Here is a 16,321-nt window from a genome sequence, read left to right on the forward strand (position 1 = left end):
AAACTTTAGCTAAACTCTCTAGTTAGCCTAAACTTATAGGTTTTTAGCGCTAGGGTTTTAGTGGTTTGTATAAAAACTTTAAGATGAAAACAAAAAAGTAGGATAAAAAGATGGTGTCAAAGGGGGGACTTGAACCCCCGACCTCCGGCTTATGAGACCAGCGCTCTAAACCAGCTGAGCTACCTTGACAGAAAGCTCCCATTATAGGGGCAGTTGGCTTAAATTTTCTTGATTAAAGCATCACATCTAAAGCTTGGTAGGCTTGATCGTAGGCGTTCTTGTAACGATTGACAAAGTTTTGATCCAAGCCTAGCGCTTTTTTAAGTTGGGTTTCTTGCAAAGCCTTTAACCCATCTATCTTTTGCTCCACTTGTTTATCTTGCTGGATTTGGCCGCTATAAAAACTTGTCAGGCTATAAAGCGACTGAGCCGCTAGGCGTTTTTCATTTTCATTCATTCCAGCGGTGGCGCGTAAAAAGGCTTGATACTCATTATCACTCATCAATTCTAAAACCAAAAATCCATAAGTTTCGCGCTTAAGCCCATTTGGTTCGCGCTCCACTTTAGAAACCTCAACAGCTACTTCCGGGTGTTTTTCTTCCTTAGCAGTTGCTGGGGCTTGCCCTCTTTCTAAATGCGAGGCATTTAACAAGGCATATAGGTTAGGTTGGTTATGCGTGTCCTTAATTTCCATGAAAGCCATCCTAAATAAAGAATACCTCTTAGAAAGCAAAAATCAGTCCACTTTAATAACTAATTACGCCATAAAGGGTACAAGCTTAAGCTATAAGAATAAAGAACGCGTGTTAAAGGTTTTGTGTTGCAATATCAATCCTTAAGAGCGCGAGAAGTTGTCAAGCCCTTTCGTGCTATAATCTTTTACATGCAAGATTTAACAGCCCCTTTTTTTCCTCTCAAACCTCCCCCTCGCTTTTTTGCCTCCACCCACGCCCCAATTTCTTTTTACTTTAAAAAGTGCTCTAAAGATTTTAGTGTGCAAGAAGAGCCGCTTTATCCTTTCAGCGGGCAGGGCGATCACGCCATACTTAAGGTACGCAAAAAAGATTTAAGTACCCTAGAAATGCTTTCTTTGCTTGCAGGGGTGAGTGGGGCTAAAATTAAAGAATTTGGCTATGCCGGACTTAAAGATAAACAGGCAATGAGTACACAATATATTTCTTTACCTAGAAGCTATGCCTGTATTTTAGAAAAACATGCCCCTACCCTGCTAGAGCGAGGGGTTAAAATTTTAGACATCACAGCCCATAAGCATAAAATCCGTTTAGGCCATCTTAAGGGTAATTTCTTTTCCATGCGCCTTAAAAAACTCAGTCCCCTAGATGCCAAAAAAATAGAGCAAGTACTCCCCTTTTTAAAAACTTATGGTTTCCCTAATTATTTTGGTACGCAGCGTTTTGGCAAAAGTGGGGATAACTTCAAAAACCACGCCGTGCGTTCTAAAAAGTTACAAGCCTTTTTTCTCTCTAGCTATCAAAGCCACCTTTTTAACCATTGGTTAAGCGCGCGCATGCATCTTAATACCCTTTTGCGCTACTTTGATCCCAAAGAAATACAGGCTAAGTTTGATTTTCTAAGCCTAGAGCAATTAAAGAGTTTAGCTAATCAAGAGCACTATTTTAAATTATTACCGGGTGATATTTTATGCCATTATCCTTTTGGCAAATATTTCACACATGACGATCTAGTTAACTCTAAGCGCCTGCTTGCTAAGCAAGTTGTCCCTACAGGTTTACTTACAGGGCAAAAAGTGCCCCATGCCCAAGAATTAGCCCATGTCCTAGAACAACCCTATATCCACACGCTTAAAGCAAAGGGCGATCGCCGTTTTGCCTTAGTTTTTCCGGACGCGCTGGAATTTGTGTATTTGCCTAAAGAGGCGCAAGCTCAGCTTTGTTTTTTCTTACCAAAGGGGGCGTATGCTACGATCTTTTTAGAAGAAATTGCCGGCCAAACTCTTTTTGGGGCTTGAGTGTTCATGTGTGGTATTTTAATAAGAGGGAAATTTAATATTTGATACAAGATTTATGGAATTTATTATGCGCGCGTATTGGCGAAGATCCCCAAAGAGAGGGGCTGAAAAACACCCCACAGCGGGTTAAACTTTTATGGGAATTTTTAACCTCTGGTTATAAAAGTAACCCTGAGCAAATTTTACAAAGTGCTTTTGAAATTGGGAGTACCGACGGGATTGTTTTACTCCAAAATATTGAATTTTATAGTCTATGTGAACACCATTTATTACCCTTTTTTGGGCATATTAGTATAGGGTATATCCCTAATGATAAGGTGGTGGGGCTAAGCGCTTTAGCTAGATTTGTAGAGAGTTTTAGCAGACGGCTTCAGATTCAAGAGCGCTTAACCACACAGATTGCCCAAACCCTTAAGCGCGTGTTGCAGCCTAAGGGAGTGGGGGTAATTTGCACGGCTAAACATCTATGCATGGCCATGCAAGGCATTCAAAAACAAGATAGCGTGGTTAAAACGAGCGTTTTAGAGGGACTTTTTAAGGAAAATGCGCGCACAAGGTCTGAGTTTATGCAAATGCTTAGCGGGCTTGTTTAGAAAGGCTAAGCACAAGTCCTAAGGCTAAAGAATTGGCCAGTAAAGAACTCCCCCCATAACTTAAAAAGGGAACGGCGATTCCTTTAATGGGGATAATCCCACTCACCCCAAAGGCATTAATAATAAAGGAAAAACCAATGAGTAAAGCCACCCCTAGACAAAAAAGCATGTGTTTGGGATTATCTAGGCGGTTGGTGATTTTAAACATGGCATGTAAAATAATTAAAGTTAGCCCTACACATGTCAAAATAGAGATAAAGCCTAATTCCTCTGCCATACCTGCTAAAACCATATCTGTATGTACCTCGCTTAAAAAACCCAGTTTAATCACCCCCTCTCCAAGCCCCTGCCCTAATATTGCGCCATGTTTAATGGCATTGCTGGCGTGATAAATCTGGTAGGGTTCGGGTAGGTGTTCAATTTTTAGGCTGCTAGCAATTTTAGAGGGCAAAATGGAAAGAATGGAATTTTGTAAATTAGACCACCATAATTTCATGCGCAAAATGCGATGCTCACTAGTTGTAATGGCTATCACTCCAATTACAACCGCAATGCTTAAAAACACTCTAAAGAGTTTAAAACTCCCGCCAGAAAAGATGAGTAAAAACCCTAATACCATTGCTAATAAAATCACCTGCCCTAAGTCATTTTGTAAAACACCAATGAGAAAAGCCGCCACTAAAAATAAAACAAGATAGGGGATCAAAATTGCCATTTCCTCTTTGACACTAGATTTTTTTTGGTTAAAAAAGGTACGCGAAAGACTCCAAGATAAAAAAAAGATAAAGCCCACTTTGAAAAACTCAGTAGGGGCTAGTGAAAAGAAAGGCAGGCGAATCCAGCGCTTAGCCCCCCCTGCGCTACTAGATAAACTCTCGGGTAAGAAATTCATGATAAACATCAAAAGAAAAGACCCTAAAAAGAGAGTAAAACCTAATTTACTAAACCATTTATTTGGATCAAGCCATGAAATCCCCCACATCAGAATAATGCCTATGATCGTGGCAACTAGTTGGCGTAGAAAGAAATGGAATTCTTGATAATGATAAATTAAAGTTGTATAAGTTGAAAGCGAATAACTCAAAAGTACGCTTAAAATCATTAAAATACTAGCGCAGGTAAACAAATGCCGGTATGCCATAAAAACCACCAAATAAGATTGAAATGTGTTATAATTATACAAGAATTTGTTTGCCTAGTTTTTCGTTTGTAAGGCTTGCTGTGGAATGCTCCTTGCTTACACTAGATAGAGGAGTTTATGTATGAACTTGTCAAAGGCTTATCCGTTAGTTTATGAGGCGATGGATTATCGCTCTTTGCGCCAAGATTTGATCGCAAGCAATATTGCCAATGTGGACACTCCCTTTTATCGCCCTAGAGATGTGGATTTTGAGACTATGTTAGCCCACAAAAAAGCGGAGGTTTTTGATCATAAGAAGGATCAGATTTTAGAGTTAGCTAAAACAAATAAAAGGCATTTAAGTCCGGGATTACCTGAAAGCCAAAAAGCCACGCTTTTTTTTAGAGATGGGCACTTGGCAAAAAATGATGGCAATAGTGTAGATTTAGATATTGAAACCTCTGAAATGGGCAAAAATAGCACCATGTATTTAGCGCTAACAACAGCCCTTAAAAAACATAGAGGGATTGTTAACTACGCTATTGATTCGGCAAAAAACATTTAAGGAGCGCGCATGTTTTTATCTAGTTTTGATATTAGCGGGTATGGGTTATCCGCCCAAAGGGTGCGTGCTAATCTAATCTCTTCTAATATTGCCAATGCTAACACAACCCGCACAGATGAAGGGGGTCCTTATCGCCGTCAGGAAGCTGTTTTTAAATCTTTTGATTTTAATAAAGTCTTGAATGAAAAATTGGCAGAAAATAATAATTTAATGGAATATGAAGATCCACTTGATGAAAGCGATGAAATTGAAAAACCAAATCCCCCTATTATGGGTGTTTACATTGAGAAAATCGTGCGCGATGATAGAGCGCCGCTTTTAAAATACGATCCTAGCCATCCAGATGCTGATGCTAATGGGTATGTTTCCTACCCTAATGTTAATCCCGTTGTAGAAATGGCAGATCTCATTGAGGCCACGCGCGCTTATCAAGCCAATGTAGCGGCTTTCCAGAGTACAAAAAATATGGCGGCTAATGCTATTGGCATGCTACAAGCGTAAAAACTAAAAGAAAGGGGTATTTTTTGGGTATTTGAATATTATCCAGAAGAGACGATGTAGGTGATATAGGATGCAAGGAGTTCAAATGAAGACTTTATACACAGATATAGGGTTAAATAAAGCAGGTACTCCTTTAGATTCAAAGGTGCATGAGAATCTAGTGGAGAGAGGAGAGTTCTCTCAGATGCTCAAGCAGTCTATTGACGAACTCAACAATACCCAGATGCAATCAGATAAAGCCCTAGCAGATATGGCAACAGGTCAAGTTAAAGATTTGCACCAAGCAGCCATTGCCATTGGTAAGGCTGAGACGAGCATGAAATTAATGCTAGAAGTGCGCAATAAAGCTATCAGCGCTTATAAAGAATTACTAAGAACGCAAATTTAGGTTTATTGGTGTACCCTCCCTTTTGTAGGAAGTTTCTATGCGGGGAGGTTTATGCAAGAGTTTGCGTCTAAATCTCTTGATTCAAACAAAGACCCCTCCCACCTAAAATCCGACTTAGAACACGGACGCACCGAGCGTTTACTCATGATTTTTGCAGTTGTGGGGGGGTGTTTTATTCTTTTTGTAGTGGTGATGTTGTTTAAAGCCTTGTTGCCTAGGAAAATGCCGGCTTTAATCATCACCAAAACAGACATCGCCACTAGAGGGCGGATTTTTAGCCAAGATGGTTTTAGCCTAGCTAGTAGCCAAAAACTTTTCAAGGTGAGTTTTAACACCCTCTCTATTGATCCAAATAAAAAAGATTTCTTTATTGATTTATTATCAATCTATACCAATATCCCTAGAAACATCATTGCAGGTAAGTTTTCTCAAAATGGATTTGTTACTCTCTCTTATAATGTCAGTGCTAATACCGCTGCTAGTTTAAGACAACTAAATGCTAAATTTCTAACTTATAATGTTTTCCAAGAATATGAAGATCAAAATAGGAAAATCATGCCTAAAATTGGCCTTAGCATTGAGGTAAGCGGGATTGCGCGCAATTATCTTTACAAAGATAACTTTGAACCCTTAGTGGGGTATGTTAAAAAGGTTGATGTTTCTAACATCACTTCTATACAGGGGGTAAAAGGGATTGAGAAGTTTAAAAATGGTGTGTTGGCCTCTAAACATGACGGCAAGGATACGGGTAAACGCGATTTAGGGTTTAATCTTATTGAAGATAAGACTTTTAAAAGTATACCCCGCATGGACGGATCGGATCTAATTTTAAGCATTCCTTTAAAAATCCAAAGAGAGTTAGAAAAAATTTTAGATGCCGCTAAGGCGCGTTATAAGTCCCACCAAATCATCGCCGGGATTTATCTCCCCCAAAATGGCGAGATACTCACCCTAGCCACTACAAATCGTTTTAACCCTAACAATATCCAAAAAAATGATTACCCCTTTTTAAATGTAGATGCGGTGGAATTATCCTTTGAGCCGGGCAGTACCATTAAGCCTATTGTCTACTCGCTTTTAATTGATAAAAAGCGCATTGATACTAGCCAGCCAATTGATCTTAACCACGGGTCTTATAAGCTAGGTAAGTATACAGTTAAAGATGATATTGTCCCTCCTAAACACACCACGATTGAAGATGTTTTGATTCGCTCAAGCAATGTAGGCATGATCAAACTTTCCAAGCGCCTTAGTGGTCAAGAACTCCATGCAGGTCTTAAGAGTTTTGGCCTTTCAGAGTCTACAGGCATTGATTTGCCCTATGAAAAAACAGGGCTTATTCCTAGTATCCGTCTCCTCAATACCGAAGTTTATAAAGGCAGCGCCTCTTATGGTTATGGTTTGCGCACTACATTTTTACAATTAATCCGCGCATACGGGGTTTTTGCTAATGCAGGGGTGATCACCACCCCGCATTTGATCAAACAAGTACGCGCCATTAATGGAGATATTTATATCCCAAACCCTCCTATTAAACGGCAGGTTATTAGCCCTGAGAGTGCGTTAAAAATGCAAAAATTACTCATTAAAGTTGTCAGAGAAGGAACGGGTAAAAGCGCTCAAGTTGAGGGGCTAATTATTGGTGGTAAAACCGGTACAGCTAGAACAGCTAGCAAGGGTAAATATACAGAGGCTTATAACAGTTCTTTTTTTGGATTTGCTAAAGATAAGGAAAATACCTATGTTATTGGGGTGGTGGTTTTTGGATCATTAGGGAGTGAGGAATATTACAGCAGCCAAACAGCAGCCCCTATTTTTAAACAAATTGTACAGATGCTAGTAGCCCACCAGTATCTAAACCCTGCTAAGATTTTAAACACGCCCCACATGCCACAGCTACACACTCCCAACCCTGCCCACACAAAACGCATACCTCACGCAATGTTAAAGAATATTAAGAAAAACTAGGTATAAGCTTTGAGCAGATCTTTTTAAGGATAAAAATGGTTACGCAGGATACGGTTTTAAATGTGTTAAAGACGGTGATTTACCCCAATTTTGAAAAAGACATTGTTAGCTTTGGGTTTGTAAAAAACATCACTCTCCATGAAAAAAAAGTCGCCCTTTTGCTAGATATTCCCTCTAGTTCTATAGAGGTTGCGCAGGCTTTAAGAACAGATATTATGGCAAAGATGCAAGAATTAGACTTGACTTGTCAGATTGATATTAAAACCCCTCCCAAAAGAGAAAGACAAAGCCAACAAGAACAAACAACTAAAAATCTAGCCCCCAATATTAAACATGTTGTGATGATTAGCTCAGGAAAGGGAGGGGTTGGCAAGAGTACTACAAGTGTTAATTTAGCCATCGCACTTGCAGGGCAAGATAAAAAGGTAGGTTTATTAGATGCTGATGTTTATGGCCCTAATGTACCCAGAATGTTAGGCTTAATGACAACTAACCCAACCACCGATCCAAGTGGCAAAAAATTAATCCCCTTAGAGGCTTATGGCATACGGGTAATGAGTATGGGGCTTTTATATGAAGAGGGGCAAAGTTTGATTTGGCGCGGTCCTATGCTTATGCGTGCTATTGAGCAGATGTTAACAGATATTATCTGGGGCGAATTAGATGTTTTGGTTGTAGACATGCCACCGGGTACAGGAGATGCACAACTTACCCTAGCCCAAGCCGTGCCCATTAGTGCGGGTATTACTGTAACAACGCCTCAAACTGTAAGTTTAGACGATGCAAGCCGGAGTTTAGATATGTTTATGCGTTTAAATATCCCCATTGCCGGTATTGTAGAAAACATGAGTGGTTTTATCTGCCCACACTGTGCCCATGAGAGTAATATTTTTGGTAAGGATACTTTACAATCTCTATGCAAGCAGTATAAAACCCAAGTGTTAGCACAAATCCCTATTGAGTTACAAGTTAGAGAAGGAGGGGATAAGGGTACGCCTATTAGCATTCTTACCCCTCATTCTACTATTAGCCAAGCCTACACACAGGCTGCAAGCAAGCTCTTAGAGTTTCTCCACAAAGTCAAAGTAGAGAATCTGGCGGATAATAAGAGTATCCAACCCACCATACATTAGATTAACTAAAACGATGGAAATTTTTAACCGCCTCAAACGCGCGGTTCATCTTTATGATCCGGGCTATTTTAGTTTAATCTATGCTCTTAGAACCACCCTAACAACCTTTTTATGCGCCGGTTTAGGGGCTTTTTTCTTTGGCTATTCTATTACAATTTGGGCGGGTTTTCAGGCCGTTTTTTTATATTTCTCAAGCCTACTTATTAGCGATAAAGAGCATGAAGTTTATTATCTACTAGTCTTTATTGGAGTGAGTTGTTTTAATGCCTTGATCTTTTATCCTATAGCCCATTTTGGGGCATGGCTATGTGTGCCTATTTCAATCACCACCTTTTTAGTGGGCATGGCTATGGCTTATAGCTTAGATTTATATAAAGTATGCAATGCCGCCCTTTCTAATGGTCTAGTTACTTGCCTTTATGTAGATGCTAATGCCCCCCTTGATCTCACACAAACCTTACTTATGATTTCTCTATTAGGTTGTTTAAGTCTTGTAATACAACACTTTATCGTTACCAAATACGGCTACTTTGTCAAAAAGCGTTTTTCTACTCTACTCTCTAGTATGGAATTGATGCTCCAATACATCAATAGCCCCACAGAATACACCCACATTAAAACACAAGTATTAAGCCAAATCCATAACACAAAGGTGATCTTAACCTCGCGCTCAAGCCGCATTAAAAACCCACACACCATCCAAAATCTCCAACGCGCCCTTTTCCAATTACACGCCTTAGAAGAAATTTATCACTCTATCCACTCTATTGGTGGCTATTTAGGCACTTTAGAACCTGTATGCCAAGAAATTATTTTAAATTTACAAACTTTATCCGGGATTTTTACAAAACAGCACATAGAAATACAAAAAACAGCGCTTAACAACCTTAGCCCCCAATTAGATAAAGTGGTGCGCCACTCCATTGCCATTATTTATAATAAAATGGAAATCTTTTTACTAGGAGGAGAGGAACAAGTAGCCCCTATCAATCCTGAATACAAATCCACTTTTAAAAATGTATTCAAAGCCTTTAATATTAAAAATGCCATTTTTCAATACGCTTCTAAATACGCCCTTGCTATGGGTATTGCCGTTTTCATTGCCCGCTATTTTGGGTTTAACCATGGCATGTGGATTGCTATGGCAACTTTATTGATTTCTCGCTCTAGTTTAGGGAGCATTAGAGAAGCCCAATTAGAATTTGTGATGGGTTCTTGTATTGGATTAGTGTTTGGCTTATTGGTGGTGGAATTATTTGATGGCAGTGTTATTTTTTATGTCTTTTTAGTTATAGGTGTCTTTTTATTCATTTATTTAAAAGTCTACTCTTATGCCACTTGGTCAGCAGCTTTAATGTTTGCTTTCATTCTTTGCTTCTCACTTTTAACCCATGATTTTATGGGCATGGTGATCTCTCGTGTTGTGGATTTATTAATTGGTATTGGAATTGTTTATGTGATTTTTTTATTTATATGGCCTAAATACGACAAAGATGAATTTATCCAACACACACGCCATTTAGTAACCACTTTGCGTTGCCTTTTAGAGGCATATAGCGATGCAACACAAGTTTTACATCTCCAAAACACTTTCTTAAGACAGCTAGATGCCTTTAGGCTTTGTTTGAAAAATGCCCGTACAGAAACTTCTGAGCCCAACACTTTAAAATCTCTTTTTAGAGGATTAAAAGCTGTGGATATTTTAGATACCTGTAGCTATCGCCTGTATGATTATTGTCTAAATATCAAGCTTTCCAAAGACAAACAACTTTTACTAGATAACAACGCCCAAATTCTACTAGGACGCTATTTACAGATGTTAAATTATCTTAACAATAAGCCCCACTACTTCAAAGCTAAAGAGGGTAACCGCTTACTTAAAATTGATAGCGAATTAGACGCGCTTTTTAAAACCATGTTTCTTGCCCAAAATAAACTTTTTAGAGAAATTATGTATGTCTTTAAATATTAAGGTTATGGAAATAGGTTTATCCGCGTAGGCTTGGAATAAAATTTTGCGGGGGTGTAAAATTTTCTGAGAGGTAAGCTTAGTAAGCTTTTTAGGCTATTAGGCTAATTAAATTGACAAAGCCCAGTAAGGCAATGTAGCACCATTAAACTTATAAGGGCTTAGGTAGCGATATAAAAACGCTTGAGGCTTGTTTGAAGTAGCTAAAGATTTTAGGCTTGTTTAGCTGGTGTTGGTTGTAAGAAGAGTTGGTTTTACGCTGAGGTGGGGATTTTACTAAAGTTTGAACTCTAATGTATTTTCTTGCAGTCTCACACTTATGTATCCCACCGCTAAAAGAGTGGGATTTTTGCAAGGTGATTAAAGAATTTGGCTAAAGATTTTAGAAAACTTTTAATAAGCCAGTGAGGCTTTTAGAATTTGGCTAAAGCTAAAGCCCTACTGAGCACCCGCTAAAGCTGTGGGGGCTAAGCTTTGCCCACCTAACCCCCTATCATTAATTCTTATTCCACCTCCGCATCAATTACATCGTCCTCTTTTTTCTTAGAGGATTGCGCACCTTGATCTTTTTGCATCATCGCCTCAGTGAGTTTATGTGAAGCTTCAGCAAGGGCTTTCATGCGTGTTTCAACAACCTCCTTACTCGCATTCTCATCTTTAAGGCTAGCCTCCAATTCGCCTAAAGCTTTCTCTATTTTTTCCACCTCGCTAGCCTCTAATTTAGCTTTGTGCTCTTCTAGGCTTTTTTTGGTTTGGTGCGCTAAACTCTCAGCTTGGTTTTTAACCTCCACTACAGCTTTACGGCGGCTATCCTCTTCTTTGTGTAACTCCGCATCTTTGACCATTTTTTCAATTTCACTATCGCTAAGCCCGCTTGAACCGGTGATCTTAATTTCTTGAGACTTACCGGTATTTTTATCTTTGGCTGAGACGGTTAAAATTCCATTCGCATCAATATCAAAAGTTACCTCAATTTGGGGTACCCCTCTTGGAGCGGGCGCAATACCGGTTAAATCAAATTTGCCTAAAGATTTATTATCCTTAGCAAATTCGCGCTCGCCTTGTAAAACCAAAATAGACACCGCTGGTTGGTTATCCTCTGCTGTAGAGAAAACCTGCGCTTTTTTAGCTGGAATAGTCGTACCTTTTTCAATGATCTTACTCATCACCCCGCCTAAGGTTTCAATGCCTAAGCTAAGCGGTGTAACATCAAGTAAAAGCACATCTTTAACATCGCCTTTAAGTACGCCAGCTTGGATACTTGCCCCCACAGCCACGACCTCATCAGGGTTAACTGATTTATTAAGATCCTTATGGATAAATTCTTTTACCCGTTCTTGCACTTTAGGAATACGCGTTGATCCACCCACCATCACCACCTCAGCAATATCCCCTCTACTTAGCCCGGCATCTTTGATCACCCCATCAATTTTAGAAATGGTTTCCTCAATAAGATCTTCAATGAGATTTTCAAACTTAGCCCGGCTAATTTTTTTAACCAAGTGTTTAGGTCCACTTGCATCAGCTGTAATAAAGGGCAAATTAATCTCACTCTCTTGGGCTGAGCTTAATTCTTTTTTGGCATTTTCAGCTGCTTCTTTAAGCCGTTGTAAGGCCATGATGTCTTTTTTAATATCAATGCCATTTTCGCCTTGAAACTCTTTAGCGATAAAATCAATGATGCGGTTATCAAAGTCATCACCGCCTAAAAACGCATCGCCACCTGTGGCTAGCACTTCTACGACATTATCCCCAGTTTCTAGCACGGTTACATCAAAAGTTCCCCCGCCAAGGTCATAAACCATGATTTTTTCAGACTCTTTTTTATCCAAACCATAGGCCAAAGCCGCAGAGGTAGGCTCGTTAATAATGCGCAAAACATTTAAACCAGCAATGGTGCCGGCCTCTTTAGTGGCCTTGCGTTGGCTATCATTAAAGTAAGCAGGCACGGTGATCACTGCTTCATTTACAGCTTCGCCTAAATAGCTCTCCGCGTCCTCTTTGAGTTTGAGTAAAATTTTGGCTGAAATTTCTTGGGGTGTATAAACTTTGCCCGCAATTTCTACCGCACATGCGCCGTTTCGATCCACGATTTTATAAGGCAAACGCTTTTTAGCCTCTTGTGCCTTATCCTCATTACTCATCAAGCCCATGATGCGCTTAACTGAATAAATGGTTTTTTCCGGGTTAGTTACAGCTTGTCGTTTAGCACTCTCACCTACTAAAATCTCACCTTTATCGGTAAATGCCACTACAGAGGGGGTAGTATTTTTGCCCTCTTTATTAGCGATGATTTTTGCCTCATTGCCTTCATATACAGCCATTGCTGAATTTGTAGTTCCTAAGTCAATACCAATTACTTTTGCCATTTTTCTATCCTTTATGTTGAATTTAACTATTTTTTGCGATGCTCACCATCGCAGGGCGCAACAAGCGCTCTTTATATTTATAGCCTTTCTGGAAGACCTCCACAATCTGCCCCTCCTCTTTGTGCTCAGCTTGGACATGCATAATGGCATTGTGCAGATGTGGATCAAAATCCGCGCCACACTCTATACATTCAATGCCATGCTTACTCAGCACTTCATGCATTTTTTGCAAAGTGAGCTCTAGCCCGTCAGAAATGGCCTTGTTTTCCTCCTTTCTAGCACTCTCTAGGGCTGCATGCAAAGTGTCTATTACGGGGAGTAGATCGCTAGCGATCTTTTCATAGGCGTACTCTAGTGCTACAGCCTTATCCTTCTCCAAGCGCTTTTTGACATTCTCAAAATCTGCATGCGTGCGCAAATAGAGGTCTTGTACCTCTTTAAATTTAGCCTGATAATCTATCTGGGGCTCTTGCTCTTGTGCCTCTTGTACTTGTTCTTCAGGCATAATCTCAGCGCTTATCTGATCTTGTAACTCTGCTTGCTCTTCATTCATGACACTCTCCTAATGGATCCATAAAATCCTTCAAAATCTTGCTCAATTTCCCCCACACAGAACATGTTAATGTCCTCCCCTTGAGCTTTAGCAGGGCTAAGCACCCCTAAAAAACCCAAGGGCAAGACCTTTTCAAAATGCAATCCATGCTCTAAATGCCGCAATAACTCCCCCTTAAAAATTTGTAAAAATAACGACTGGCGCAAAGATTTAGCTAACACGCATAGCCCAAAGTAAAGCCGTTTTTGAAAATAAATTTCTATTTGTTTAGCTAAGCTAGCCATGCACACCGAAGAGGCAATTTTATGAATATCTTGGCATTCTAAACCCACCAAACCTTTTAAAAATCTCTCTAATTTTTTGTTATAGCTTAATAAAACCTGATCGTCTCCAAAATCTAAGATTAAAAAGCGCTGGCTATGATCATACACCGCTAATAAAACCGCCCTTTGATAGCGCTCAACCATGCTAAAAATCTGGTAATGCTCGCTAGCATTTTGCAACTTTTCTAAATCCACTTCAAAGGGCACATGGGGGTTAAGCTTAGCACGCCAGTAAGCTTTAAGCGCCTCTAGTGTTGGGATACGCCCGCTACTGCTATGACTCTGGCTAAGCGCCCCCTCATCTGTTAAACGCTTAAAGTAGTTGCGGATAGTAGCAGAGGAAATCTGCACGGCTTGATCTTGAAGCACCAAACGCAAACTTTCAGAGCCCACAGGTACATGGCTATGTAAATAGGTTTTAATGAAGGTTTGTAAAAGCCACTCTTTTTTTGAACCCATGGGTCTCCTTACTTTGAAATTTTTAAAGCTGTGTGCAGTATAGCATAAATTTTAGAAAAATTAGCATTCTTTTTTAAATATTGCTAAAATTTATCTCTTTTTACCCCTATTCAAGCGTAAACTTTATACGGCTTGTATCAATTTATATTACTTACTTTATTAATAATTCTTTCTATAAGTAGCAAGTATTAAATAACACATGCCACACTCTTTTAGCATGCATAAAATCCTTAGCTTGTGTTAAATGAAAATCAGTTAAAATCAAACTTTTAGCCTAATTATTTGGGGGTCTTGTGCGGATTTTATGGATTTTTTGCGCTGTTTTTGCGCTTTTACGGGCTGAGGGGAGTGATAGTTTTTTCCAAGCCATTGAAGAACAACTCCAAAGCAATACGGCTAAGGGTATTTTAATGGTGATTTTTATTGGCATTGCCTTTTATGTGTGGCGCAATTTAGATCGCTGGCGAGATATTTTATTCACGGTCTTAGGCGTGGTGCTAGGTATTATGCTTTTTTTTAAAGCCCCTGCTTTAGCCTCGTGGTTTATGGGACTTTTTTAATGAACTATCCCTTATTAGTGGTTTCTGTCCCTAATCTTAAAGAGATTTCTACTAAAGAAAAGTTTCTCTGGCTAAATGCTAAATCTTGGATCGTCTCTATTTTTATCCCCTTTATCTGTTGGCCATGGCTTGGCACTTTGGCAACGCTATTTTTTTATGCGGGTTTTTTATTACTCTTTAGTGTACTAGAATTTTTTGATGAAGACATCGCTGATATTTTAATTGCCCGCTCTAGGCTTAAAACAAAAGCTTTAAGCTTTTACGCCTGAGGTTTTTAATTGATCTAAAATTTGATCCACAATCAGAGCCGTTCCGTTATTAGCCACCTTTTTAAATAATTTCCTACTCACTTCAGAAATATAAAGCCCCTCTTTTGCAGGGGCTTTTAAAAAACGCATAAATTCAAATAAATGGCTAGGATGGAGATCTTTTTGCGCGACAATCTTAGCTAATCCTTCTTGTTCAAATTCTAAAGCATTGTAATACTGGTGATTCTTGGCTGCAAAAGGATAGGGGACAAAAAGGGTGGGCAAATTATTCGCACAAAGTTCCCATACACTGCTAGCCCCCGCACGGCTCACACAAATATCTGCTTGTTGCATTTTTTTAACTAACTCAATATCAAAGGCAAACAAATCAATTGCATCTAAAATCCCCAAACCCCTATAAAGCGTGGCCATGCGCTCATATTCTGATGTCCCACATTGGTGGATAATCTTCATTCCCTTTTTAAGTAGTTTGCGCGCACATAAAAGCGCAAATTCATTAATGGCTTTAGCGCCTTGAGAGCCTCCTAAAAATAATATCGTTTGGATATTAGTACGGATACGGGCATGCTCAAAAAAAACCTGTTGGATAGGATAGGGGGTATAAATGTATTTAGAATTTTGATTAGAATGTTTAAAACTACTAAAAACACACCTAGCATAGGGGGCGATGATCTTATTAAGCGTGCCTTGAATGGCATTTTGCTCGTGGATATAAAGAGGAATTTTAGATAAGATACTTGCAAAGCTTGCAGGACCAGCACTAAATCCACCCACACTAATGAGTGCTTGAATCTGGTGTTCTTGTAAAATCTTTTTGGCCATTCTTGTGCCACAAAACTGTTTATATAGAGCCTGTATTTTTTTAAAAGCTTTTTTATCAACCACCCCCATCGTGTCTAAAAAAAAGCATTGCTTAAACAAATCACTAGAATCAAACCATGCTTTATCTTGCCCAGAAAGGCTACCAATATAAATTAAATCCTCCCCTCTGCTTTGTAATTCCTGAGCTAATGAGCGAGCAATGCATAAATGCCCACCCGTTCCTCCTCCTGTAATGGCTAGCATATTAAGAGCTTAAACGCGATTGGTTCTGAGTTTGTACAAAAGATTTAAGCGTATCTCTAAAACCAAAATCTGGATAGTCCATAATAGAAAGAGCAATTTGAGCGCCATAGCCATTTTCAGGATTAAAGATTAAGGGAGCTAAAAAATTAACCATAGAGTCTTCTAAATTCTTTTGAATCACCACCACACAATACACCTCTACTTGTGATTGCGCGTTGAGTTCTAAAAGTAATTCAATGTATTTAGGGATACTAAAGCTATACTCGCGCAGTTTATAAGGATTGACTAAAACCATGCTAATAGTGCTATCTAAACTACTCACACGGCTAAAGAGATCATCAATTTTTGTAAGTTTTACCTCCGTGATCCTTTCAAATCCTAAAATGGGCGCTTTTAGTGTGTAGAGCATAGACTTCCTTTACAAAATATGAGACTTTTAAAGCAAAACTCATTCCATTTTAGCCCCTAGATTTTTAATATAATTCTTATAATTGTT

16 protein-coding genes, 1 tRNA gene and 1 pseudogene are annotated in these 16,321 nt (G+C 39.2%); 10 read left to right on the top strand and 8 right to left on the bottom strand.

Features of this window, described 5'->3' with window-relative positions:
- Positions 1-111: 111 nt before the first annotated feature.
- A tRNA-Met gene (locus G6Q00_RS02160) sits at positions 112-189 on the bottom strand.
- Positions 190-232: 43 nt separating this feature from the next.
- Entirely contained in the window at positions 233-694 is a 462-nt protein-coding gene (locus G6Q00_RS02165; protein ID WP_163531812.1) for a hypothetical protein, read from the bottom strand.
- Between the two features lie 189 nt (positions 695-883).
- Between G6Q00_RS02165 and truD the strand changes: the two genes are divergently transcribed.
- Together truD and folE are read left to right on the top strand one after the other, a co-directional pair.
- On the top strand, positions 884-1,990 hold the full coding sequence (gene truD, locus G6Q00_RS02170) for a tRNA pseudouridine(13) synthase TruD (protein WP_163531851.1): 1,107 nt from the start codon (positions 884-886) through the stop codon (positions 1,988-1,990).
- Positions 1,991-2,034: 44 nt separating this feature from the next.
- Positions 2,035-2,583, top strand: a complete 549-nt coding sequence (gene folE / locus G6Q00_RS02175; RefSeq protein ID WP_205426461.1) for a GTP cyclohydrolase I FolE — start codon at positions 2,035-2,037, stop codon at positions 2,581-2,583.
- On the opposite strand, the gene G6Q00_RS02180 is transcribed toward folE, so the two are convergent.
- A complete protein-coding gene (locus G6Q00_RS02180) occupies positions 2,567-3,724 on the bottom strand; it encodes an FtsW/RodA/SpoVE family cell cycle protein (RefSeq protein ID WP_163531814.1) in 1,158 nt (385 codons plus the stop codon). The two genes, folE and G6Q00_RS02180, sit on opposite strands and share 17 nt — an antisense overlap.
- A 121-nt stretch (positions 3,725-3,845) precedes the next feature.
- Here G6Q00_RS02180 and flgB point away from each other — a divergent pair, with 121 nt between their 5' ends.
- From flgB to G6Q00_RS02210, 6 genes and pseudogenes are all read left to right on the top strand, one after another.
- The gene (gene flgB / locus G6Q00_RS02185; RefSeq protein WP_163498951.1) at positions 3,846-4,268 is read left to right on the top strand and encodes a flagellar basal body rod protein FlgB; all 423 of its coding nucleotides are present in this window, start codon (positions 3,846-3,848) and stop codon (positions 4,266-4,268) included.
- A 9-nt stretch (positions 4,269-4,277) separates the two neighbouring features.
- Positions 4,278-4,769 (top strand): flagellar basal body rod protein FlgC, encoded by a 492-nt coding sequence (gene flgC, locus G6Q00_RS02190; protein WP_163498952.1) that lies wholly within the window; start codon positions 4,278-4,280, stop codon positions 4,767-4,769.
- Between the two features lie 85 nt (positions 4,770-4,854).
- On the top strand, positions 4,855-5,157 hold the full coding sequence (fliE, locus tag G6Q00_RS02195) for a flagellar hook-basal body complex protein FliE (RefSeq protein WP_034376995.1): 303 nt from the start codon (positions 4,855-4,857) through the stop codon (positions 5,155-5,157).
- Between the two features lie 51 nt (positions 5,158-5,208).
- Entirely contained in the window at positions 5,209-7,125 is a 1,917-nt protein-coding gene (locus G6Q00_RS02200) for a peptidoglycan D,D-transpeptidase FtsI family protein (RefSeq protein WP_163531815.1), read from the top strand.
- 17 nt (positions 7,126-7,142) lie between these two features.
- Positions 7,143-8,258, top strand: a pseudogene (locus G6Q00_RS02205) (P-loop NTPase); the annotation flags it as partial.
- Between the two features lie 13 nt (positions 8,259-8,271).
- Complete coding sequence (locus G6Q00_RS02210; RefSeq protein ID WP_240330933.1) at positions 8,272-10,230, top strand: FUSC family protein; 1,959 nt, start codon at positions 8,272-8,274, stop codon at positions 10,228-10,230.
- Between the two features lie 500 nt (positions 10,231-10,730).
- On the opposite strand, the gene dnaK is transcribed toward G6Q00_RS02210, so the two are convergent.
- Genes dnaK through G6Q00_RS02225 form a run of 3 tightly spaced genes read right to left on the bottom strand, consistent with a single transcriptional unit; the run spans position 10,731 to position 13,931 of the window.
- Positions 10,731-12,596, bottom strand: coding sequence for a molecular chaperone DnaK (gene dnaK / locus G6Q00_RS02215; protein WP_163531817.1), 1,866 nt, complete (start codon positions 12,594-12,596; stop codon positions 10,731-10,733).
- A gap of 22 nt (positions 12,597-12,618) precedes the next feature.
- A complete protein-coding gene (gene grpE / locus G6Q00_RS02220) occupies positions 12,619-13,149 on the bottom strand; it encodes a nucleotide exchange factor GrpE (protein ID WP_163498956.1) in 531 nt (176 codons plus the stop codon).
- Positions 13,146-13,931, bottom strand: coding sequence for an HrcA family transcriptional regulator (locus G6Q00_RS02225; protein WP_163531818.1), 786 nt, complete (start codon positions 13,929-13,931; stop codon positions 13,146-13,148). Before G6Q00_RS02225 ends, grpE begins: the two co-directional genes overlap by 4 nt.
- Positions 13,932-14,224: 293 nt before the next feature.
- Here G6Q00_RS02225 and G6Q00_RS02230 point away from each other — a divergent pair, with 293 nt between their 5' ends.
- A complete protein-coding gene (locus G6Q00_RS02230) occupies positions 14,225-14,491 on the top strand; it encodes a TrbC/VirB2 family protein (protein ID WP_163498958.1) in 267 nt (88 codons plus the stop codon).
- Positions 14,491-14,760: a competence protein ComB gene (locus tag G6Q00_RS02235; protein ID WP_163498959.1), complete on the top strand. Its 270-nt coding sequence runs from the start codon at positions 14,491-14,493 to the stop codon at positions 14,758-14,760. The genes G6Q00_RS02230 and G6Q00_RS02235 overlap by 1 nt, the downstream gene beginning before the upstream one ends.
- On the opposite strand, the gene murG is transcribed toward G6Q00_RS02235, so the two are convergent.
- Both murG and fliW read right to left on the bottom strand, forming a co-directional pair.
- On the bottom strand, positions 14,743-15,825 hold the full coding sequence (murG, locus tag G6Q00_RS02240) for an undecaprenyldiphospho-muramoylpentapeptide beta-N-acetylglucosaminyltransferase (protein WP_163531819.1): 1,083 nt from the start codon (positions 15,823-15,825) through the stop codon (positions 14,743-14,745). The two genes, G6Q00_RS02235 and murG, sit on opposite strands and share 18 nt — an antisense overlap.
- Before the next feature lies 1 nt (position 15,826).
- Entirely contained in the window at positions 15,827-16,234 is a 408-nt protein-coding gene (gene fliW, locus G6Q00_RS02245) for a flagellar assembly protein FliW (protein WP_163531820.1), read from the bottom strand.
- Positions 16,235-16,321: the final 87 nt, after the last annotated feature.

This window comes from Helicobacter suis, from assembly GCF_902196125.1.
GTDB classification, from domain to species: domain Bacteria; phylum Campylobacterota; class Campylobacteria; order Campylobacterales; family Helicobacteraceae; genus Helicobacter; species Helicobacter suis_B.